This window comes from Amycolatopsis echigonensis (genome assembly GCF_002846615.1).
Taxonomy (GTDB): Bacteria; Actinomycetota; Actinomycetes; order Mycobacteriales; family Pseudonocardiaceae; genus Amycolatopsis; species Amycolatopsis echigonensis.
This window is the reverse complement of record NZ_PJMY01000003.1, coordinates 1,951,219-1,971,640: the sequence shown is the minus strand read 5'-3', so window position 1 is coordinate 1,971,640 and position 20,422 is coordinate 1,951,219. Positions and strand designations below refer to the sequence as shown.

20 protein-coding genes are annotated in these 20,422 nt (G+C 70.0%); 5 read left to right on the top strand and 15 right to left on the bottom strand.

The annotated features are described in order from the left end of the window. Nucleotide 1 precedes the first annotated feature (1 nt). The gene (locus ATK30_RS13805; RefSeq protein ID WP_101435952.1) at nucleotides 2–1,447 is read right to left on the bottom strand and encodes an aldehyde dehydrogenase family protein; all 1,446 of its coding nucleotides are present in this window, start codon (nucleotides 1,445–1,447) and stop codon (nucleotides 2–4) included. A gap of 128 nt (nucleotides 1,448–1,575) precedes the next feature. On the opposite strand from ATK30_RS13805, the gene ATK30_RS13800 reads away from it, so the two are divergent. After that, nucleotides 1,576–2,223 carry a rhomboid family intramembrane serine protease gene (locus ATK30_RS13800; RefSeq protein ID WP_101435951.1) on the top strand — a complete coding sequence of 216 codons (648 nt, stop codon included), beginning with the start codon at nucleotides 1,576–1,578 and terminating at the stop codon, nucleotides 2,221–2,223. Here ATK30_RS13800 and ATK30_RS13795 read toward each other — a convergent pair. Beyond that, on the bottom strand, nucleotides 2,156–2,701 hold the full coding sequence (locus tag ATK30_RS13795) for a DinB family protein (RefSeq protein ID WP_101435950.1): 546 nt from the start codon (nucleotides 2,699–2,701) through the stop codon (nucleotides 2,156–2,158). The two genes, ATK30_RS13800 and ATK30_RS13795, sit on opposite strands and share 68 nt — an antisense overlap. Nucleotides 2,702–2,821: 120 nt before the next feature. Between ATK30_RS13795 and guaA the strand changes: the two genes are divergently transcribed. Then, complete coding sequence (gene guaA / locus ATK30_RS13790) at nucleotides 2,822–4,378, top strand: glutamine-hydrolyzing GMP synthase (RefSeq protein ID WP_101435949.1); 1,557 nt, start codon at nucleotides 2,822–2,824, stop codon at nucleotides 4,376–4,378. 46 nt (nucleotides 4,379–4,424) lie between these two features. On the opposite strand, the gene ATK30_RS13785 is transcribed toward guaA, so the two are convergent. From ATK30_RS13785 to ATK30_RS13765, 5 genes are all read right to left on the bottom strand, one after another. Then, on the bottom strand, nucleotides 4,425–4,655 hold the full coding sequence (locus ATK30_RS13785) for a hypothetical protein (RefSeq protein ID WP_101435948.1): 231 nt from the start codon (nucleotides 4,653–4,655) through the stop codon (nucleotides 4,425–4,427). Then, complete coding sequence (locus ATK30_RS13780; RefSeq protein WP_167441904.1) at nucleotides 4,648–5,940, bottom strand: PspC domain-containing protein; 1,293 nt, start codon at nucleotides 5,938–5,940, stop codon at nucleotides 4,648–4,650. The genes ATK30_RS13785 and ATK30_RS13780 overlap by 8 nt, the downstream gene beginning before the upstream one ends. Nucleotides 5,941–6,180: 240 nt before the next feature. Next, nucleotides 6,181–6,744 carry a DUF3558 family protein gene (locus ATK30_RS13775; protein WP_101435946.1) on the bottom strand — a complete coding sequence of 188 codons (564 nt, stop codon included), beginning with the start codon at nucleotides 6,742–6,744 and terminating at the stop codon, nucleotides 6,181–6,183. Continuing rightward, entirely contained in the window at nucleotides 6,741–7,238 is a 498-nt protein-coding gene (locus ATK30_RS13770; protein WP_101435945.1) for a hypothetical protein, read from the bottom strand. The genes ATK30_RS13775 and ATK30_RS13770 overlap by 4 nt, the downstream gene beginning before the upstream one ends. Before the next feature lie 66 nt (nucleotides 7,239–7,304). Beyond that, nucleotides 7,305–8,762 carry a hypothetical protein gene (locus ATK30_RS13765; protein WP_101435944.1) on the bottom strand — a complete coding sequence of 486 codons (1,458 nt, stop codon included), beginning with the start codon at nucleotides 8,760–8,762 and terminating at the stop codon, nucleotides 7,305–7,307. Between the two features lie 153 nt (nucleotides 8,763–8,915). On the opposite strand from ATK30_RS13765, the gene ATK30_RS13760 reads away from it, so the two are divergent. Beyond that, nucleotides 8,916–10,274: an ATP-binding protein gene (locus ATK30_RS13760; RefSeq protein WP_376772173.1), complete on the top strand. Its 1,359-nt coding sequence runs from the start codon at nucleotides 8,916–8,918 to the stop codon at nucleotides 10,272–10,274. Between the two features lie 44 nt (nucleotides 10,275–10,318). Continuing rightward, entirely contained in the window at nucleotides 10,319–10,987 is a 669-nt protein-coding gene (locus tag ATK30_RS13755) for a response regulator (protein WP_037368656.1), read from the top strand. Here ATK30_RS13755 and ATK30_RS13750 read toward each other — a convergent pair. Next, nucleotides 10,984–11,892 (bottom strand): DMT family transporter, encoded by a 909-nt coding sequence (locus tag ATK30_RS13750; protein WP_101435942.1) that lies wholly within the window; start codon nucleotides 11,890–11,892, stop codon nucleotides 10,984–10,986. The genes ATK30_RS13755 and ATK30_RS13750 overlap by 4 nt on opposite strands. Nucleotides 11,893–11,997: 105 nt before the next feature. Between ATK30_RS13750 and ATK30_RS13745 the strand changes: the two genes are divergently transcribed. Next, nucleotides 11,998–12,900 carry a LysR family transcriptional regulator gene (locus ATK30_RS13745; protein WP_101435941.1) on the top strand — a complete coding sequence of 301 codons (903 nt, stop codon included), beginning with the start codon at nucleotides 11,998–12,000 and terminating at the stop codon, nucleotides 12,898–12,900. A gap of 7 nt (nucleotides 12,901–12,907) precedes the next feature. Here ATK30_RS13745 and ATK30_RS13740 read toward each other — a convergent pair whose 3' ends face one another. The 7 genes from ATK30_RS13740 to ATK30_RS13710 form a co-directional block, all read right to left on the bottom strand. Then, nucleotides 12,908–14,038 (bottom strand): protein kinase domain-containing protein, encoded by a 1,131-nt coding sequence (locus tag ATK30_RS13740; protein ID WP_101435940.1) that lies wholly within the window; start codon nucleotides 14,036–14,038, stop codon nucleotides 12,908–12,910. 17 nt (nucleotides 14,039–14,055) lie between these two features. Further along, nucleotides 14,056–15,696 carry a serine/threonine-protein kinase gene (locus ATK30_RS13735; RefSeq protein WP_101435939.1) on the bottom strand — a complete coding sequence of 547 codons (1,641 nt, stop codon included), beginning with the start codon at nucleotides 15,694–15,696 and terminating at the stop codon, nucleotides 14,056–14,058. 212 nt (nucleotides 15,697–15,908) lie between these two features. Continuing rightward, nucleotides 15,909–16,808 (bottom strand): hypothetical protein, encoded by a 900-nt coding sequence (locus ATK30_RS13730; protein WP_101435938.1) that lies wholly within the window; start codon nucleotides 16,806–16,808, stop codon nucleotides 15,909–15,911. A 252-nt stretch (nucleotides 16,809–17,060) separates the two neighbouring features. Next, a complete protein-coding gene (locus tag ATK30_RS13725; RefSeq protein WP_244194608.1) occupies nucleotides 17,061–18,698 on the bottom strand; it encodes a hypothetical protein in 1,638 nt (545 codons plus the stop codon). Between the two features lie 347 nt (nucleotides 18,699–19,045). After that, nucleotides 19,046–19,351: a hypothetical protein gene (locus tag ATK30_RS13720; protein ID WP_101435936.1), complete on the bottom strand. Its 306-nt coding sequence runs from the start codon at nucleotides 19,349–19,351 to the stop codon at nucleotides 19,046–19,048. Nucleotides 19,352–19,408: 57 nt separating this feature from the next. After that, nucleotides 19,409–19,705, bottom strand: a complete 297-nt coding sequence (locus tag ATK30_RS13715) for a chorismate mutase (protein WP_009072470.1) — start codon at nucleotides 19,703–19,705, stop codon at nucleotides 19,409–19,411. Between the two features lie 164 nt (nucleotides 19,706–19,869). Next, entirely contained in the window at nucleotides 19,870–20,304 is a 435-nt protein-coding gene (locus ATK30_RS13710) for a DUF1707 SHOCT-like domain-containing protein (protein ID WP_101435935.1), read from the bottom strand. Nucleotides 20,305–20,422: the final 118 nt, after the last annotated feature.

Below are 20,422 nucleotides of genomic sequence, written 5' to 3'. Positions count from 1 at the left end.
GTCAGAGGTCGACCCCGGTGAAGACCGTGACCCGTTCCTCGGTCAGGTCGTTCATCGCCGACAGCACGCCTTCCCGGCCGACGCCCGAACCCTTCACGCCGCCGTACGGCATCTGGTCCGCCCGATACGACGGCACGTCACCGATGATGACGCCACCGACTTCCAGCTCCGCCGAAGCGTGGAAGGCCAGCTGTACATCGCTGGTGAACACCCCGGCCTGAAGACCGTACGCGGACGCGTTCACCGCGGCGAAAGCCTCGTCCACGCCATCCACAATGGACACCGCGAGCACTGGTCCGAAGATTTCCTCCGACCAAGCCTTCGCGTCCGCGGGCACGTCGGTCAGCAGAGTCGGCGCAACCGTTGCGCCCGAACGGGTTCCGCCTGTCAGCACCCGTGCGCCACCAGCCACCGCTTCGTCGACCCACGCGATGATCCGCTCCGCGGCCGCCTCGTCGACGACTGGGCCGACGTCGGTGTTGCGGTCGTACGGATCACCGGTCTGCTGCGTTTCGACGGCCTCGGTCAGCGCGGGCACGAACTCCTCCGCGATCGCCGCGTCCACGATCACCCGCTGCACCGCGATGCACGACTGGCCGGCCTGATAGTTCCCGAACGTCGCGATCCGCTGCGCGGCGCCTTCGAGGTCCGGCCAGTCCCGCAGCACGACCGCTGCGGCGTTGCCGCCCAGTTCGAGGACCACGTGCTTGCGCGCCGCCGCGTCCGCGATCGACCAGCCGACCGGGCCCGAGCCCGTGAACGACACGACCGGCAGCCGCGGGTCGGCGACGAGTGCCTGAGTCTCCTCGTTTCCCAGCGGCAGCACGGAAAACGCGCCTTCCGGCAGGTCGGTCTCGGCGAGCAGTTCGCCGAGCACCAGCGACGACAGCGGCGTGCGCGGCGCGGGTTTGACGATGATCGGCGCGCCGACCGCCAGCGCGGGAGCGACCTTGTGCGCCACCAGGTTCAGCGGGAAGTTGAACGGCGCGATCCCGAGCACCGGCCCGCGCGGCACCCGGCGGGTCAGCGCGAGCCGGGCGTCGCCGGACGGATCGGCGTCGAGCCGCTGGACGTCGCCGCTGAACCGGCGGGCCTCCTCGGCCGCGATCCGGAACACCGACACCGCGCGCTTCACCTCGGCCTCGGCCCACTTCAACGGCTTGCCGTTCTCGGCCGTGATCACCTCGGCGAGCTCCTCGGCCCGCATCGCGAGCCCGCGCGAAACGTGCTCCAGCGCGGCCGCGCGCTGATGCGCGGGAGTGCGCCGGAACTCCTTCGCGACCGCGGCCGCCGCGGCCACCGCCCGTTCCACCTGGTCGGCGCCGGGCACCGCGACCGTCGCCACTTCGCTGCCGTCGAACGGGTGGTGCACCACGAGGGTGCTCGCGCCCTGCTCAGCCTGACCGGCGATCCACGCGGCCCGCGGCTGTGGGGTGATCGTGTCCATGCGCTCAAGGTATTAGGGAGCGCCAGGCCCGGCACGCCGGACTCGGTCCTTCGATTGTGGCACCTGTCCCGGCGCCGGGATGACATTTGTCGGGGGTCCGCGGGGACCGCCCGCCATATCGTCAGCGCATGACCAATTCGGTTGTCTCGCGCTGGTCCGCTAGCCCGTTCCGGGCCTTCTTCGCTCGCGTCGGAACACCGCGCCGTCCGGTGCTGACCGGCGCGGTGTTCCTCGTGACCGCGGCCGTGCTCCTGGTCCAACTGGCGGACCCCGACCTGTTCGACCGCTTCAAGCGCGACGCCACGGCGATCGACGCCGGAGAGTGGTGGCGGCTGCTGACCGGCATGTTCTTCCAGGACGGCAAGCTGTTCGGCGGGATTTTCAACCTGGTCGCCCTCGCCGTGGTGGGCACTTTCGCGGAATGGTGCCTCGGCCGCGTGTCCTGGTTCGTCCTGTACTTCGGCTGCGGACTGTTCGGCCAGTACCTCAGCTCCGTCTGGCTGAACCCGGTGGGGGCGGGGAACTCGATGTGCGTCGCCGGGCTGCTCGGCGCGCTCGCCGTCGTGGTGTGGCGGGCGCGCGACGCCGAGCCGCCGCAAGCGCTCTACCGCGCCGCGCTGCTGATCGCGCCGTTGGCCGTGCTCGACACGCTGCTGCACGACAACCACGGCATGCCCGCGCTGCTCGGCATCGCGCTGGGATTGCTGGTCACCGGTTTCGGTAAAGGTCGCGCAGCAGCAGGATCTCCGCGCAGTGATGGATCATCTCTCGGTTGATGTGCAGGACGAGTGCGGCCATCGACAGCTCTGCGTACGGCCCTTCAGCCGGACCGCACGGACGCGCCAACGCTTCGGCGTCGAGACTGCGTACGCCGGCGATCCAGGTCGCGTACGCGTCGTCGAGTTGCTTCAGCGCTTCGTCAGCAGTGCCCGCGTACGGGAAGTCTTGATAGGACACCGGCGGTCCGCCGAAGTGCGACGCGGAACGCATGCCCAGCACGCCCGGGATGATGTGGGCCAGCCGCCACGCGATCGTGGTCACCGGCGGGGGAGTCGGCTCCGGGAACGAGAAATCGACAGTGAAGTCGCCGGTGCCGGGTTCGTTCTCGCTCGTGCGGGGGCGCACCGTCCAGCAGTCCGCGACCGGCTGCCAGAAGTACTCGTCATCGGTGAGCCCCTCGAGCCTCGGGCGCACGTGGTTCTGCCAGTGCCAGTCGAGCTGCTCGGTCAGTTCGTTGGTCCAGTCGTTGGTCATGCGAGCGAAGGTAAGCCGGTTCGCGGACAGCGACTGTCCTCTTTCCGGGGGCATTGCCGACGTGACGGGGCCCACCTGGGACGATGGTGGCAAAAGCGCTCATTCGCCTGGAGGTCGTAGGTGGCCACTCCCACCGGTCCGGTACTCGTCATGGACTTCGGGGCGCAGTACGCGCAGCTGATCGCCCGTCGCGTGCGCGAGGCGCAGATCTTCTCCGAGGTCGTGCCCTCCAGCTCGACCGCCGAGGAGCTGCTCGCCAAGAATCCGTCCGCGATCATCCTGTCCGGCGGCCCGTCGAGCGTGTACGCCGAGGGCGCCCCGGCGATGGACCCGAAGCTGGTCGAGGCCGGCGTGCCGATCCTCGGCATCTGCTACGGCCACCAGCTGCTCGCCCGCGCGCTCGGCGGCGTCGTCGAGCCGACCGGCGTGCGCGAGTTCGGCCGCACCGACGTGCGGATCGTCGGCGAGGGCGGAGTCCTGCACACCGGGCTGCCCGGCCACCAGACGGCGTGGATGAGCCACAACGACAGCGTCACCAAGGCCCCCGAGGGATCGGTCGTCACGGCCAGCTCCGACGGTGCCGAGGTCGCCGGTTTCGAGGACGTCGAGCGGCGCTTCGCGGGCGTGCAGTACCACCCGGAGGTGGCGCACTCGCCGCACGGCCAGGAGGTGCTGCGCCGGTTCCTGTACGACATCGCCGGCGTCAAACCCAGCTGGACCACTTCGTCCATTGTGGACGAACAGGTCGCCAAGATCGCCGCGCAGATCGGCGACGGACGGGCGATCTGCGGCCTGTCCGGCGGCGTCGACTCCGCGGTCGCGGCCGCGCTCGTGCAGCGCGCCATCGGCGACCGGCTGACCTGCGTGTTCGTGGACCACGGTCTGCTGCGGGCAGGGGAGCGCACCCAGGTCGAGCGCGATTTCGTGGCCGCGACCGGCGTCAACCTGGTCACCGTGGACGCGCGCGAGCGGTTCCTGAACGCGCTGGCCGGCGTCACCGACCCCGAGCAGAAGCGCAAGATCATCGGCCGCGAGTTCATTCGCGTGTTCGAGCAGGCCGAGCGCGACCTCAAGGCGCAGGGCGACTACCGGTTCCTCGTGCAGGGCACGCTGTACCCGGATGTCGTCGAGTCCGGCGGCGGCGAGGGCACCGCGAACATCAAGAGCCACCACAACGTCGGCGGCCTGCCCGAAGACCTGCAGTTCGAGCTGGTCGAACCGCTGCGGCTGCTGTTCAAGGACGAGGTCCGCCGGGTCGGGCTCGAACTGGGGCTGCCGGAGACGATCGTGCAGCGCCAGCCGTTCCCCGGGCCGGGCCTCGGCATCCGGATCATCGGCGAGGTGACCGCGGACCGGCTGGAGACCCTGCGCGAGGCCGACGCGATCGCCCGCGAGGAACTCACCGCGGCCGGGCTCGACCAGCAGATCTGGCAGTGCCCGGTGGTGCTGCTGGCGGACGTCCGCAGCGTCGGCGTCCAGGGCGACGGCCGCACCTACGGCCACCCGATCGTGCTGCGCCCGGTGTCGTCGGAGGACGCGATGACCGCCGACTGGACGCGGCTGCCGTACGAGGTGCTGGAGCGGATCTCGACCCGGATCACGAACGAGGTGTCCGAGGTCAACCGCGTGGTGCTGGACGTGACGAGCAAGCCGCCGGGCACCATCGAATGGGAATGAGCTGACAAAAACGGGGCCCGGACTTCCGGGCCCCGTTTTTCGTGTCTTACGGCCGTCGTTTTCGGAAGGAGGCGCCGAGCATCAGGATCCCGCAGAACACCGCGCCGCCCGCGATGATCCAGCGGAAGTCGAAGGTGGGCAGCCAGCTGGAGCCGTCGGTGAGGACGTAGCCGGACACCAGCAGGGTCGCGACCCCGACGATCAGCGTGATCCAGTCGACCCCGCGGCGGCGAACCGGGGCTTCGGGCTCGTCGTAGGAGTAAGGGTTCTCAGCCACGGCGCACCTCCACGTGGCCCACGCCGTTGGTGACGTGGAGCGTGATCTTCTGTCCGCCGACGTTGTCGTCGCCGTTGTCGGTCCCGGTGATGGCCGGCTGGCCGACCCCGTTGGACGTGCGGTTCAGGCAGTCGACCTCACCGGCGCTGTTCTCGCAGGTGAAGGTGACGTCCGCGGTGCGCGGCACGATGACCTCGGTGTCCCCGGCGCCGTTCGAGACCGTCGTGGTGACCGGCTCGCTCGCGGTCAGCTGGGTCAGGTCGATCTTCATGTTGCCGGCGGTGTGCCGGTAGACCGGCTGCACCTCGGCCGCCGTACGCGGGGTGGCGGACAGGTCGCCGACGCCGCCGCGCACGTCGATGTTGTCGAACGTGCTGGTCGTGAGCACCAGCCCGGCGATCGACAGCGGGATCGCGAGCCCGATCAGGCCACGCGCTCCGCGAGCGAACGCCCCGGCCACGAGCCCGACGCCCAGCACGGCGAGCGTCATGCCGATGATGTGCCGCAGCGAGAACCAGTCGAAGCCGTTCAGCGCGAGCGCGACGCCGATGCCGGCCACGATCACCGCGACCCCGAGCGTGGCGGCCCCGATCTTGGACCGGCGCCGCGGCGGCCGGTGTGCATAGTTGTTGTAGTCGCCAGCCGGAGGCGGCGGCGGGACCGGCGCCGCCGGGTCGGGCAGATCCCAGCCCGCCGGGTCGGCGGCCAGCGGGTCCCAGCCCGGTGCCGCTGCCGCGGGCGTCGGGGTGTCGCTGTTCATCGTGAAAGCTCCGGTTCCGGAAGCAGCCCCGTCCGCCGCGAACGCGACGACCGGCGCCGGTCGGTTGTCCTGCCCGCGGGTGCGGTGCAGGAGATAGAGGCACGTGGCGAGCAACGCGAACCCGATCAGGCCGCCCCCGTCGAACCAGCCGCCGCCGAACGTCCACCCGACGACCGGAATCAACGCGACGGTCAAGACGGCCGCGAAGGCCTTGGTCATGGTCGAGCGGCCCCGCCCGATCAACGCCTCGAAGCCGGAAACCTCGTCGCCCTCCCCCGGGAAGAACAGCCACCCGAGCAGGTAAAGCACCAGCCCGAACCCCCCGAAAACGGTCGCCGCCACCAACGCGACCCGAATCACCACCGGATCGATCCCGTAGCGATCCCCCAGCCCAGCCGCGACCCCCGCGACCTTCCGCCCCGAGTGCGGCCGCCGAGGCCTGCTGGCCCAGAAGTCCTTGACGGTCTCCTCGAACCCGTTCAACGGGTTGCTCCGCGGAGGCCGCACGTCGTTCGCACCACTCATGCCGTACAGCATGGTCGAGGTCGGGGAGGGGCACATCGGGGAAGGTCCCTGAGGTTATCCCGGAGATTGGGTCCCTTGGTCAGGGTGTCGTGCGGGATTGCGGAACCCTGAGTCGACCAGCCAGCCCGGCTTGCCACCACTTCGAGGTAACGACTGACGATCCGGAAACCGTTCGCAGCGTTTCGATGTAGTCAGCGTGACGCTGCGGCTCTCCTAGGCGGGTCCGGGGCGCTGGAGGTTTCAGCCCCGGGGGAGCAGCTTGTCCAACGCCGTCGCGACGTCTTCAGCCTTTTTGCAAGCGGCCGCAGTATCGTCGCCGATCAGCACGATTACCAGGGCGCGTGCGTTGGGTCCGACCTCCATGCCTATCTGGCATCCGCCCGGAGAGCCCAGCAGGTCACGTTGCTCGATGAGCTTCCGGCCGTCGATGTTTCCTTCGTGTGCTGAATGAGGATTCTGAATATTTTCCGTGTACTTTTGGCCGTTTTGAAGTGCGATGCCGACTTCGGCTGCCGGGTCCCTCGCGGCGTTTTCGGACATCTTCTTTGTCCGGCAGCTTCGATTGGAGTCCGCGATGGACGGTTGCGCTGGCGGGAATCCCTGGCCGGCCAGAATTTGATCGACCAGCTGGCACTGGTTCAGCGAAGCGAATGGATTGTCAGAACTGGAAGCGGGGCTGGTGGCTGCCGCAGGTGCCGATGCGGTCGGCGTTGCCGAGCCGTCAACGGTGTTGCTGCAGGCTGCTGTGCCGATCAGGGCCAACGCGGCGCTGAGTAGCCCCGCTGTTCGGCGAGTCTTCGTCACGAATTATCCAGCTTCTTGTTGAGTTCGGCGAACGATGTAGTGTTTTCTGATTCGTTCTTTTTATAGTTTTCGCGCGCGATGGTCAGGGCGTCCAGGGCGGCCTTGACGCCGTTGTACATAAGGTCCAGATTGGGGAGCATCGCGCTGGTGTCCCCTTCGGCGACTGTGGTGTTGAATTTCGCTACCTTGTTGGCATAGTCGGAGCTGCCCATTTGCGCGGTCTGGGTCAAGATATTCAAGTCGTAGCGCATGTCCCGGTAGCCGTCCAGGAAGAAGTTGCACGCTTTCAGATAGGCGTTGAACCCAGCCTCATTGACTGCGAACGCCCCGCTCTGCGCCAATGCCTTCAGCGTGTTTCCAGCCTCGCGTATTTTTAGTGCGGCTTCGTGGCTTCCGGGGCCCTCGGTGAGCCCCGCCAGGAAGGCGTTGCCCGCTGTGTCGGCTGCGGACGAGCTTCCGGAGATCGGCTCCGCGTTTACTTCGATTCCTGACATCGGCTGCTCCTGTGTCTGCGCTCAACGCGCGAAGGCAGTGGGCATGTGGCGAAAATCCTGCGCGGATCAGCCGCCGAGGACCGGGGGAGTGATTTTCTCTCCGTCCGGTCCTCGTTCTGACTTGACCTCGAAGACCTCGTCCGGATCAACCTGTGCCGGGATCTTGTTCTTGTGTTCCTTGTCCTCTTCCTTCTTCTTCCCGGCACCCGCCGCGCCGGCGCCAGCTCCCGCGGCTCCTGGCTTTCCGCCCTTTCCGGCGTTCGCGGCAGCGGTAGCGCCGCGTTCAAGCCGCTCAGCAGCCCCCTTGCCGCCGGATTCGCCCGGCTTTCCGGAACCGCCCGAGCCAGTCCCGCCGGTTACCCGGCCGCCAGCTCCGCCTCGGCCAATACCGCCGCCCGAGCGGGTCCGGGGCGTGTCCTCACCCGCATTGCCAGTGCCGCCGCCACCGCCCAGCGCGAGCCCATCGGGGGACAGGCGGCTGAGGGGGCTGGGCGTCGTCCGGAGGGTGTTGCCGCCGCCGGTCAGGCCGGTGTTGCTGAGCGGCCCGGTACCAGTGTTGACACCCGGCCCCGGAGCGTAAGGCATCCCAGGCGGCGAGACAGCGGGGTTGCCGACGGACGGCGAACCGAACGTGTTGGCCGCGGGCCCGCCCAACGGCGGACTAGTGAAGCCCGGCCCAGGCCCGCCAGTCCCAGGCCCACCAGGTCCGACATAAGGCCCGCTAGAAGCCCCACCCGGCACAGTCACCGGCGAGGCACTGCTCGCCTGCGTGCTGTCGTTGTTCAACTGCGGCGGCGGTGCATAGACCGGCTGCGTAGTCGACGTCTCGTGATAAGTCGTGTCCAGCCCGTGCATCACCTGGACTGCCTGCTGGTGCGCCGCGTCCGCCTGTTGCTGCTTGGTCGCGATGTCGTTCAACGCGATCACGCCCTGCAATGGGTTGCCGTTCTGGAACTGCTCGGTCGCCTTGGCCATTTCGGCCTTCTGGTCGAACCCGGTCGGCTCCGGCATGTTCCTTTGCGCGTAATCGGCCGCCGCGGACTGCTGGGAGTAGCGGTTCGACACCAGCTGCATCGCGTTGCCGGTCTTTTCCGTGTGGTCGGCCGTGCTCTGGAAGAACGAATGCGCTTGTGCCGCAGCCTCGCCCTGCCACTCGGCGCCCGCGGTGTTGGCCGCGTCGCGGAACTGGTTGGACGCGTCCGCGAGCCAGTTGCCGTAGGTGTTCGTCACGCGGCTGCGGTCGTTGATGCTTTCGAAGTTCAAGCCCTCGTTGACCATTTTGTGCAGGTCTTCGTGGCTGTACGACGCGTAGTTCGCGTCCGGTGTGGGCGCGTCGCTCCGGGTTTGCTGGCCCTGGAGCAACTGCTGGCCCTGCTGGACCGAGTACTGCGAAGCATCCCGCTCGGTGGCTCCGCGCGTCTCCGGCGAGTTCACGCCGACGGCGAAGATCTGGTGCACATTCTGCGCCCGGGCGTAGTAATCGCCTGCGGACTCGACGTGCTCCGCGCGATGTTGCTCCGTCATCCGGCCTCCCCGCCCCGTGTACGCACTGTGATCACTCCCTCCTGCATCGTACCGAGTCCCGGCGGGCGTCAGGGAGGTTCGCGGAATTTCCCGGCGGCGGCCATCTGAGGGAATGGATCAGGGCCTTCCCCGATGTCCAGGCCGCTCCCGCGTGTGACGATGGGACACGTGCAGGACTTTCTCGACATCAGTGCCCCAGGGCGGGTCTCCTCGACCGCTGAGGAGCCCTCGGCACTCATGTCCGCCCAGGCGAGGGAGGTCGCCGAACCCGAACCGCGGCCCAAGATGTACCGGCGACGCTCCGGGCGCGCCGTCGCGGGTGTCGCGAGCGGGCTCGCCGATCACCTCGGGGTTCCGGTCGTCTGGGTCCGCGTCGTGTTCGCGTTGCTGGCCGCGCTCAACGGGGCCGGCCTGCTCGCCTACGGCCTGCTCTGGGTGTTCGTCCCGCAGCGCGCCGAGGAAACCGAAACCGCGCCCAAGGCCCGCGACCGGCAGCAGGCGTACGGGCTGATCGCGCTCGGCATCGGGCTCGCGATCGCCAGCAGCACGCTCACCGGGGCCATCCGCGGCTGGGTCGCGGTGCCGCTCGCGCTCGCCGCGCTCGGTGCGGCGGTCGTCTGGCGGGAGGCGGACGAGTCGCAGCGGCGGCGCTGGCGCGTCGGGGCCCGCGACGGACTGGTCGGCGAGGGCGGCAGGCTCGCGGCGTTCGTCCGGATCCTCGCCGGGGTCGCGCTGGTGGCCACCGGCATCGGCTTCGTCGTGTTCGCCAGCGGCGACTTCGACCAGGTCAAGTTCGCGCTGATCGCGGTGCTCGCGACGCTGGTCGGCGTCGCCGTGCTCACGGTTCCGTTCTGGCTGCGCCTGGTCCGCGACCTCGGCGAGGAACGCCAGGCCCGCATCCGCACCGACGAACGCGCCGAGATCGCCGCGCACCTGCACGACTCCGTCCTGCAGACCCTCGCGCTGATCCAGCGCCAGGCCGACCAGCCCGCCGAGGTCGCGCGCCTCGCCCGCGGCCAGGAACGCGAGCTGCGCGGCTGGCTCTACGGCCCCGGCGGCTACGGCAAACCCAGCGACAAACGGACCAAAGAAGAGGAAGAAGGCACCCGGCAGCAGCTGTCCGAGGCGCTCGCCGCGGCGTGTGGCGAGGTCGAGGACCAGTTCGCGATCTCGGTCGGCCAGGTCGTGGTCGGCGACGCCGAGCTGAACCCGCCGCTCACCGCGCTGGTACAGGCCGCTCGCGAGGCGATCGTCAACGCGGCCAAGCATGCCGGCGTCGACGAGGTCAGCGTGTTCGCCGAGGTCGAGCCCACCGAAGTCACCGTGTTCGTGCGCGACCGAGGCAAGGGCTTCGACCCCGATGTCGTGCCCGCCGACCGGCACGGCCTCGCCGACTCGATCCGCGGCCGGATGGAACGTCACGGCGGCACCTGCAAGCTGCGCACCGCGCCCGGCGAAGGCACCGAAGTCCAGCTCGCCATGCCGGTGAAAGCGGGCAAAGGGGTGGCGTGACCTCGCTATGCTCGGGGACAGGCCAAGCGAGGGAGTGGGCAGTCGTGACGGATAGCCAGCGGGAACCGGTCAAGGTCTTCCTCGTGGACGACCACGCGTTGTTCCGCGCGGGAGTGCGCACGGAGCTCGACTCGATCACCGACGAGGTGCAGGTGGTCGGCGAGGCCGGGTCGGTCGCCGAAGCGGTCGCCGGCATCGCGCGCACCCGCCCGCAGGTCGTGCTGCTCGACGTCCACATGCCCGACGGCGGCGGTGCCGAGGTGCTCCGCCGCGTGCGCCCGGAACTGCCGGACGTCGTGTTCCTCGCGCTGTCGGTCTCCGACGCCGCCGAGGACGTCATCGCGGTCATCCGCGCCGGCGCGCGCGGGTACGTCACCAAGACGATCTCGTCGAAGGAACTCGTCCGCGCGGTCGTCCGGGTGGCCGACGGCGACGCGGTGTTCTCCCCGCGCCTGGCCGGCTTCGTCCTCGACGCCTTCGCCGACCGTCCCGGCTCCGCGCCGATCAACGACCCCGAGCTGGACCTGCTCACCCCGCGCGAGCGCGACGTCCTGCGCCTGCTCGCCCGCGGCTACGCGTACAAGGAAATCGCGTCCGAGCTGTTCATCTCGGTGAAGACGGTCGAGACCCACGTGTCGAGCGTCCTGCGCAAGACCCAGCTGTCCAACCGCTACGAGCTGTCCCGCTGGGCCTCGGACCGCCGCCTGGTCTAAGCCGGAGTCAGTTCCTCTTCCGGAGTCACAGCCGGTTTGCGCTGCAACCGGGTCAGCGCGACTCCGAGCAGCACTACGACCATGCCCGCGATCACGCGCAGGTTCAGCTGCTCGTGCAAGAAAATCGCGCCCAGCAACACTGACACCACCGGCAGCAGATAGCCGACCACCGACGCGGCCACCGCGCCTTCGCTCGCCAGCAGCTGGTAGTTGAGCGCGAACGCGATCCCGGTCGAACCGAGCCCGAGGATCACGACCGCGATCAGCGCGACCGGGTTCAGGTGCACCGGCGTGAACCCGCCGAACGGCATGGCCAGCACCAGGAAACCCGTGGCCAGCAGCATTTGCCCGGCCGCGATCGCGTACGGCGAGGAGCCGGTGTTCGACAGGTACCGGCCTTCGTAGACGAACGCGAACCCGTAGCTCGCCGCGGCGGCGAGGCAGGCCAGCGCGCCCCAGCTGAGCAGTCCGGACGCTTGCCACGGCGCGAAGATCAGCATAATCCCGCCGAGTCCGATCACCAGTCCGGCGATCCGCGTCGCGTTCATCCGGCTCGACGCGCCGAGGAACGGAGCCGCTACGAGCACCCACAGCGGCGTCGTGGAGTTCAGCACCCCGGTGATGCCGGAGTCCACAGTGGTCTCGCCGACCGCGAAAAGCAGGAACGGCAAGGCATTGTGGAAGAACGCCGCGACGAGCAGGTGCCCCCAGGTGCGTCGTTCCGCGGGCAAGCTACGGCGGCCGATCAGACACAGCGCCAGCAGCACCGTCGCGCCGAGCACGAGCCGCGCGAGCACCAGCTGCACCGGAGAAAACGCTTCGAGCCCGAGCTTGATCCAGAAAAAGCTCGAACCCCACATCAACGCGAGCGCCGCGATCCTCAGCAGCGTCTTCGTCTCGCCCACCCCAGGTTCCTCCTTCGCCTCGCTAGCCAGCTTCGCCTTGGCAAGGTGTAAGGACAAGCGAAAATAACTGCATGGACGCTTAAGCAAAGCTGTAGGATCGAAGCCATGCTCGATGTACGGCGCATGCAGGTGCTGCGCGCGGTGATCACGAGCGGTTCGATCACTGCCGCGGCAAGGAATCTCGGCTACACGCCGTCGGCGATCAGCCAGCAGCTGGCGGTGCTCGAACGCGAAGCGGGCACGCCGTTGCTGGAACGCGTCGGCCGCGGCGTCCAGCCGACCCCGGCCGGGACGCTGCTGTCCGAACACGCCGAAACGCTCAGCGCGGAGCTGGCGCGCGCCGAAGCCGCGCTCACCGAGCTGAAGGAAGGCCGCACCGGCAAGCTCGCCATCCGCTACTTCGCCACCGCGGGCGCGACGATGGTGCCGTACGCGGTGGCCGCGCTGCGCCGCGAACACCCTGGCGTATGGCTCGATCTCAAGCTCATCGACCCGGGCGACCCGCTCACCGAGGTCGAGGAAGGCCGCGCTGACCTGGCGATCATCGTGTACCCGCGGCCGTCCGAGCCGGGCCGGGGCATCGAGCTGGTGCCGCTGCTGGACGACCCGTATCGCGCGGTGCTGCCGCGGGCGCACCGGCTGGCCCGCAAACGCGTCCTCGACCTGGGCGACCTCGCCGACGAACCCTGGGTCGGCGTCGACCCGATCCCCGGTGCCTGCCGGGCGATCTTGGAAGGTGCCTGCGCGTCAGCCGGTTTCCATCCGAACGTCGTGGTCGAGTCCGAGGATTATCCGTCGGCGCAAGGGTTCATCGCCGCCGGGCTCGGGGTCGGGCTGGTGCCGGAGCTCGGTCTCGGCACGCCGCATCCGGGCGTGGTGGTGCGCCGGGTCCGCAATCCGCAGCCGAGCAGGCACATTCACGCCGCGGTGGCCGCGCGGGTCGCGGGCAGCCCGGCCGTGCAGACGTTCCTCGAAGCCATGCAAGAGGCGACCGAGAACGTCGCCTGACGCCGGCTCAGACGAACAGCAGCTGCGAAACGCCGATCCCGATCAGGATCGCGCACAGGATCGCCGCGACGGTCAGGATGATCCGCCGTCGTGCCGCCGCCTTCTCTCGCGCAGCCGCCTGCGCGGACGCGGCCCGCTGCGCCGGAGTGGGCGTGTACCGGGCGGTCGGCTGCTGCATTGGCTGCATTGACTGCATCGGCTGCGCCGGCGCGGGAGCCTGCGGCACCTGCTGGACCGGGAGCTGCATCAGCGGAGCCGGCTGCTGCTGCGGCCGGATCTGCTGGGTGGGTTCCGGCACGTTGGGCTGCTGCGCTGGGACCGGCCGCGACGCCGGAACGGTCGGCAGGGCGGGCGCGGTGGGCGGAATGAAAGCGGTCTGCTCGCGTCCGAGGGTGATCGCCTTCAGCGCGTGGACGGTGTCGTCCATGGTCGGCCGGGCCGCCGGGTCGGCGCGCAGCATCTTCTGCAACGCCCCGGTGAGCGGGCCCGCGTTCTCGGGCGGCCGCTCCGGGGACTGGCCGTCGTCGCCGAACGGCGGCACGCCCTCGACCGCGGTGTACAGCGTCGCGCCCAGCGAGAACACGTCCGCGGCGGCGGACGGAGGCGCGCCGCGAGCGACCTCGGGCGCCCGGTAAGCGGCGTGCGGACCGCCGCCGGTGATGCCGATGTCGGTCAGCTTGACGCTGCCGTCGTCGGCCAGCAGCACGGTGTTGGGTTCGAGCGTGCGGTGGACGATGCCCGCCGAGTGAATCGACGCCATCGCGTCGCCGAGCTGGATGCCGAGGAACGCGGCCTGCTCCGGGGTGAGGCGGCCGTGCTCGGCGAGGAACACCGACATCCCGCGCGACGGGATGTACTCCATCACCAGCCACACGTCCTGGCCGTCGGGCAGCACGTCGTACACCGTGATCGCGCACGGATGGTCGATCCGGGCCGCGGCCTTGCCCTCTTCCATGGCCATGGCGCGTGCCTGTTCGGCACGGTCCGGCGGCAGGCCGACGGGCAGGTACATGCGCTTGATCGCGACGGTCCGGAACAGCCGCGTGTCGAACGCGAGCCATACGATGCCCGCGCGTCCGCGCCCGATCGGCTGGTCGAGCCGGTACCGCTCGCCGACGATGCTGCCTTCTGAACTCAATGCTGTCCCTGGATCGCTTAGCTGGTCGCGCTACCCGTCGGCGACGCTGGCTGCGAGGTGTTCGACGGCTTCGGCTTGCTCACCGACGACACCGGTGACTCCTGCGTCTGCGACGGCTCCTGCGTCGGAGTGTCCTCCGCCGTGGTGGTCCGCCGCGAGTGCCGCGTCGACTGGGTCTCGCGGGTCGCGCTTTCCCGGGAAGACGTAGGCGGGGACGTAGTGGTTGCTTCCGAAGACGGCGGTGTGACGGACGTCGGCGCGACCGCGGACGACGAAGCGGGCGGTGCCGGCTGCGAAGCGTCGGGCGGATTCCCCGGAGTCAGCAGCCACACGCCGAGCGCGACCAGGGCCGCGACCACGACGGCACCGATGAGCGCGGGCTTCTTCCACGCGCCGGGCTTCTCGTCCTCGTCGTCCTCGGGGGCGGTCTGCACGCGGGTCCGCTGCGCGGGCTCCTCGTCGTACGGGTCGTCCTCGTAGCCGTTCGGCACCGGGACCGCGCGCGTCGCGGCGAGACCGTTGCGGCTCGGGTCGCCGTAGAGCGGCGGCTCTTGGTAGCCGTCCTGGTGGTAGCCGTGGTCGTCGTAGTCGCTTTCCGGGTAGCCGGAGCCTGGCGGATACGGGTCCTCGTCGTAGTACTGCTGCGCGCTCGGGTCGTACTGCTGGGTGGCGCCCGGGTCGGCGAGCAGCGTGCCGGAGTGGCCGGCCGGCTCGTCGTCGTGATGCAGCAGACCAGCGGCAGCCGCGCTCCCAGCCGCGCCGAGCGCTGCCGCGCCGAGGGTTCCCGAGGACGAGGCCATCATCGTGTCGCCGTCCGGGCCGCCGAGCGGGGTCTCGCCGCGCGCGACGGCGGACAGCAGCTCCTCGCATTCCTCGGCGGTGGGCCGGTGCTGGGTCTCTGGGTGCAGCAGCACCGCGAGCACGCTCGCCAGCGGACCGGACTGCCGCGGCGGGTTGATCTGCCCCGCGGCGACCGCGTGCAGCAGGCTCAGCGTGTTCTCGGACAGGCCGAACGGCGGCTGGCCCTCGCAAGCGGCGTACAGCGTGGACCCGAGCGAGAAGACGTCCGATTCGGGGCCGGGGTCGCCGCCGATCGCGACCTCGGGGGCCAGATAAGCGGGGGTGCCGGCGATCATCCCGGTCTTGGTGACCGTGACGTCGTCCTTGGCCCGCGAGATGCCGAAGTCGGTGATCTTCACCGTGCCGTTGCCGGCGAGCAGGATGTTGCCCGGCTTGATGTCGCGGTGCACGATGCCGACCGCGTGCGCCTCGCTCAGGGCGGCGGCGATCTGCGCGCCGATCCGGGCGACCTCCAGCGGCGGCAGGGTGCCCTTTTCCTGCAGCACCTGCGCCAGGCTGGTGGAATCCAGGTACTCCATGATGAGGCAGGGCTGGCCGTTGTCGTCGGTGACGACGTCGAACACGGTGATCGCGTTCGGGTGGTGCAGCCGCGCGGCGATCCGGCCCTCGCGCATGGTGCGCTGCCGGGCGTCCTCCGCCTCGTGGTGCTCCAGCCCGGGCTGGAGAAGCAGCTGCTTGATGGCGACCGTACGGCCCAGCACCTCGTCGTGGGCGCGCCAGACGGCCCCCATCGCGCCGGAACCGATTTTCCCGACGATCCGGTACCGGTCGGCGACCAGACGACCCTCGTCGCTCACGCGACCTCCCTTTGGGGCTCCGACTTCCCGGGGCGGGACTTTTCTACCCCGAAGGGGTGAGTTCGAACCCGCCGCAGCACCGGAGCGTAGGCACCTGCTGTGGACCGTGTGCCGGTTTTGCCGAGACCGACCCGTGACTAGGCTAGGCGCTCACTCTGCGCACACGCACGCGGCACACTCGCCGCGACCCGGCACCACCACGTTCGCGCAGGTCAGGAGTAGACCGCCGACAGGACGCGGGCCTGGGAGATCACATCCTGCTCGGCCACGTCGAACAATTGGGTCACGCGCAACAGGGTGCCGTCGGCCTGGTGGACGAGCGCCACGGCGAAGACCGAACCGTCGTCCTGGACGTGCAATTCCTGGACGTCGATCGAGTCAGCCCCGCTCCACGCGCGGACCAGATCGCCCATCTCGCCGCGCGCGACGTTCGGGGCGAGCAGTGAAAGCGCGTTCTCCGGCTGATGGTCGATCGAGGCGTAGAACTTGCGCACCGCTTCGAGCTTCACCGGGTCCGGCGCGGCGGCCGACGAGGTGGCGGACTTCTTGTGCGATTCCGCCGAGGACGCGGCGGTCGGCGCGGCGGACGACGAGGTGCCGGAAGTGGTTTCCGGAGTCGTGGCCCCCGAATTCAACGGCGTCGTGGCCGCGGCGTCGGTGTGCTTGGACGGCGTCGTGCTTTCGCTCTGCCCCGACGTCGTGCCGCCGTACGAGTGGCTCTTGCGCTGCTGCGGCACAGCCTGGCCGCCGAGCGCTGCCGCGCCGCTGAATCCGGCGGGCATCGCGGTTTCCCCGGCGACCGGCACGGTGGGCCGCGGGCCGCCGCTGAGCAGCGAGGCGGTGACGACGGCGCCCGCGACGAGCGCGCCCGCCCCGACGAGCCCGGCCAGCTTCGCGCGACGGGCGAGCTTGCTTTCGGGCTCTTCGACGGGTTCCTCGGTCTGGACGACCGGGCGGCGGGTGCGCGGCGGCAGGTACTTCTGCGGTTCGCGGAACACCTGCTCGAGATATTCGCGGTCGGCCTCGGCCACGTCGTCGAGCAGTTCCGGCGGGATCACGTCCTCGACGCGCACGGCGTCGGGTTCTCGCCGGGTTCGCTGCCGTTCAAGCACGAAAGTCCTCGCTCTGGGGGTTCGGGGCGGGACCCGGCACGGTGGCGGTGTCCCCGGGGCGGTCCGGCCGATTCGTGGTCGGATCCGGGCCTCGTAGTCGCCAGGTAACCCTGTGCCGACGGGCGGCCGCCAGACTCCGTCGCCGGAATGCCGCCGTCGTACGACGAACGGCAGCTTATGTCACCCAACCGGACGAGGGAACAACCGCTCACCGCACCGCACGTGCATCGGCATTTGCAGACAGTGTCCTGGTCAGCGGCCGTCGTCGGTGATCTTGCCGTTGTCGTCGAAGGTGAGCGTGCGCTGTTCGGTGCTCTTGCTGCCGTCCTTGTGCGTGACCTCGACGGTGTTCACCGTGGTGCCGTGCTGCGGATCGATGGTGACCTTCTTGACCTCGAAGTACGCGACGTCGGCGTAGCGCTTGCGCAGCCCCTGCGGGCCCTGCTGCTTGAGGTCGCCGGACGTGACCGACGATGCCTCCGACGGGTCGGTGGTGACGGTGTTGAAGAACTTCTCCGAGTTGTTCCCCATCGTGTTCGGGTCGTTGGCGGTGTAAAACGGCGGCTCTTTCGTCTCCCGCTGAGCGGGGGTGACCGGCGGCTTCTCCGGCGGTTCGCTGGACGAGGACGAGTCCGTGGTGGTCGGCGAGGACGTCCTGCTGCCGGTGCCCGTTCCAGGGCCGGACGGCGTGGTCACGTCGGCGGAGCTGCTGCTCGCGGAGCTGTTCGGACCGGTGCCCTGCTGCGGGTGCGTGCCGTTGTCCGAGGTGCCGCCGTCGGGGCTGGTGCTGGTGCCGCCGCGCGGGACGTTGCTGCTGATTCCGCCGTGCTGCCCGTCCGGGAGGAGCGCGCTCAGGTTCGGGTTGCCGCCGTTCTGCCTGCCGGGCCAGCCGCCGCCACCGACCGCGTCGGTCGTCGTGCTGGCAGGCCCGCCGACCAGGAACGTCCCGGCGAACAGCAGGCCGACGACCACCGCGCCGGACGCGCCGGTGGCGAACCACGCGGCCTTGCGCCAGGTCTTCGGCGGGGTGACCGAGGCGGGCACCGAGCCGAGGTCGAACGTGCCGAGGCCGTCCAGCATCGGCGCGGCGTACACGCGCACCTCGTCGTCCTGCTGCTCTTGTTGTTCCTTCGGCGAGACGGACGGCTCGGCGAGGGTGACGCGCTGGCGCCGGGGAGGTTCTTCCGCGACCTGGTTCAGTTCGACACGTTCGCGGGGGCTGTCCGGCCGGTTGGCCAGCGCGGCGGAGGTGGTGGCAACCCGTTCTTGCCGGCTGCGTCGCGTCGGCTGGGGAAGTGCGCTCTCCGGCGGGGCGAAGGCGCGGTGGTCCTCGGGAATCCGGTCCTGCGGGGGAGCGAAGGCGGCGCGGGATTCGGCCCGGCGGCGTGGGGATTCTGGTTGCCGAGCGGCTTGGCGGCGCGGCGGTTCTGCGGGGGAGACGGCGGTCTGGCTGGGTTCGGCCAGCCGATCCGGGGCGGCGGCTCGGCGGCGCGGGGGTTCCGCGGGGGCTCGGCGGATCTGCGGATCAACCGCTGCCCGACGGCGCTGCGGCTGCGGCAACGGGGGTTCGCCGATCGGCAACGTGCCGCTCGCGGTGGGGAAAACCGGCGGGTTGGGGGCCGGGCGGTTCCCGTCGTCGGGCACGCGGTTCGCGCGCGGAGCCGGTGCGCCGCGCTGCTGCGGATTCTCGCTGCCCCGTTGCGTCGGGGCTCCGTTGACGGCCGGGGCAGCACCGGTGCGATGTCGGTGATGTCCGGCGGCGCGGGGCGGCACCACCGGGGTCCAGGTGCCGTCGGCGCGGACGCGGTGCCGTCCGGGAACGGTGACCTCGGCGTCCGGCACCGCGGGCCGGTCAGCGTGCCGCGAACCGCCCATCGTGTTTCCCGTCATGCCGGTCCGACCCCTCCGCGAGGGGGGCGTGACGGCACCGAGGCGGTCGTCAACCCGAACGGAGCAGACGAGCGGAGAACTGTCCTTGCGTCCACACTTGCGAACTCCCGAGCAAATGCACGCGCACGCGGAGAACGACGCGCGGAGCCGCAGCTCCCGCGCGTACTCCGGGCATAGCCCGGCGCAAACGCCAGGGTCCTCACGGACTTCACAGTAGGAAACCGGCAGGCGAATGTCTTCACCCATCCTGCAACTTGCACCGGTTTCACTCGACCGGGCGCGCCCGAACGGGCGGCACGTCACGCAGCGCAGCGTGTCGCCCGGGGTTTGCCCAGTTCGGGGGCCAGTCAGCCGCCGCTGCGGTACTTCGCCTGCGTGGACTGGAGGGCCTTCACCGACGTCGCGCCGCTACCGACCGCGATGACGATGGCGAGGACGTCCAGCACGACGTTGCCCGAAGTGAGCAACCAGGCGAACAGCGAGGCCGCGGTGGCACCGCCGGCCAGCGCCCAGCGGCTGCGCACGTACTGCGCCACCGGAGCCCCGCCCGCCCGCTTCCCCGCCGCGTTGTTCAGCAGCGCCAGGTAGCCGACGTGGCCGAGGGACGCCAGCACGCTCGCGATCGCGATGATGACGGCGATGAGGTTAATCATGTGTCCAGTCTGCCCGGTTTCCAGGCCGCGCGGATCGGGGATGTCCCGGATACCGCGTCAGCGGCCCAGCCTGCCGCGGCCGAGGTTCAGCAGCAGCATCGCCAGCTGCCTGCCCTCCGGGCCCAGCTCGCGGTAGCGCGCCAGCACGTCCATCTCGCGGTTGTAGACGATTTTCGTGCCGCCCGCGGCCATCCGGGCCGCGCCGATGGTTTTCGACACCTCGACCCGGCGCTTTACGAGCCGGAGGATTTCGGAGTCGAGCCAGTCGATCTCCTCGCGAAGCGACGAGATGTCCTCGCCCGCCGGGGTGTGCTCGGCTGGCTGTCCGTCGGCGTTCTGCGTCTGCGCGTTCATCGGGACCTCTCTGAAGTCCGGACTCCCGGTTGCCCAGGGACGGCGAAAGCCCCGGGTCCAGTGGACTCCGGGGCTGCGGGTGATGGCGGGTGGGGCACTACGCGATCACGGGAGCCGGAGTCCGGGTCCCGTAAAAAAATCGCTCGCTGCTGTGCCGCACGGATTCAGTATGGCACAGGCGCGCCCGGCCGCTGCCGGAACGCCCGCACGCGCGCGTGCACGACCAGGCTGAGGAACAGCCAGAACAACGGCATCGCCGGCCAGAAGAACAGCGCGCCGCCGACCGCCCAGCGGACGATCAGCAAGGTCGCGAGCACGGCGACGATGCCGAGGTGGACGCGCAGCGCCGGATGTTCGCGCAGCGCGGCCCGGGTCAGCGGCCAGCCGCCGCCGCGGGGCCGGACCGGCGCTGGCCGCGGAAGATCGGCGGTGAGCTCGCCGAGCTCGTCGGCGTAGCGGGTGGCGTAGACCGTGCGCAGCCGCTCTTCCACCTCTTCGAGAGTGAGCCGTCCGTCGGAACCGGCGGCCTGGATGATCTCGGCGACGCGCTCGCGATCGCCGTCGGAAGCCCTCAGCCGGGCGGGAATCTTGTCGTCCATACCGTTCGATGCTCCGCTCGGGAGCGGCGTCGCGCGTCGGGCGCGAGGCGACACTGCGGCGTACGTCCGGAAGCGCAGGCCGACCCCCGTGGCTGTTCCGGGACTGTCGTACCCCCGG

Coding starts and splice junctions, on each gene's coding strand:
- ATK30_RS13805 (WP_101435952.1), bottom strand. CDS start 1,447: ATGGACACGATCACCCCACAGCCGCGGGCCGCGTGGATCGCCGGTCAG.
- ATK30_RS13800 (WP_101435951.1), top strand. CDS start 1,576: ATGACCAATTCGGTTGTCTCGCGCTGGTCCGCTAGCCCGTTCCGGGCC.
- ATK30_RS13795 (WP_101435950.1), bottom strand. CDS start 2,701: ATGACCAACGACTGGACCAACGAACTGACCGAGCAGCTCGACTGGCAC.
- ATK30_RS13780 (WP_167441904.1), bottom strand. CDS start 5,940: ATGAGTGGTGCGAACGACGTGCGGCCTCCGCGGAGCAACCCGTTGAAC.
- ATK30_RS13770 (WP_101435945.1), bottom strand. CDS start 7,238: ATGTCAGGAATCGAAGTAAACGCGGAGCCGATCTCCGGAAGCTCGTCC.
- ATK30_RS13765 (WP_101435944.1), bottom strand. CDS start 8,762: ATGACGGAGCAACATCGCGCGGAGCACGTCGAGTCCGCAGGCGATTAC.
- ATK30_RS13745 (WP_101435941.1), top strand. CDS start 11,998: ATGCTCGATGTACGGCGCATGCAGGTGCTGCGCGCGGTGATCACGAGC.
- ATK30_RS13725 (WP_244194608.1), bottom strand. CDS start 18,698: ATGACGGGAAACACGATGGGCGGTTCGCGGCACGCTGACCGGCCCGCG.
- ATK30_RS13720 (WP_101435936.1), bottom strand. CDS start 19,351: ATGATTAACCTCATCGCCGTCATCATCGCGATCGCGAGCGTGCTGGCG.
- ATK30_RS13715 (WP_009072470.1), bottom strand. CDS start 19,705: ATGAACGCGCAGACGCAGAACGCCGACGGACAGCCAGCCGAGCACACC.
- ATK30_RS13710 (WP_101435935.1), bottom strand. CDS start 20,304: ATGGACGACAAGATTCCCGCCCGGCTGAGGGCTTCCGACGGCGATCGC.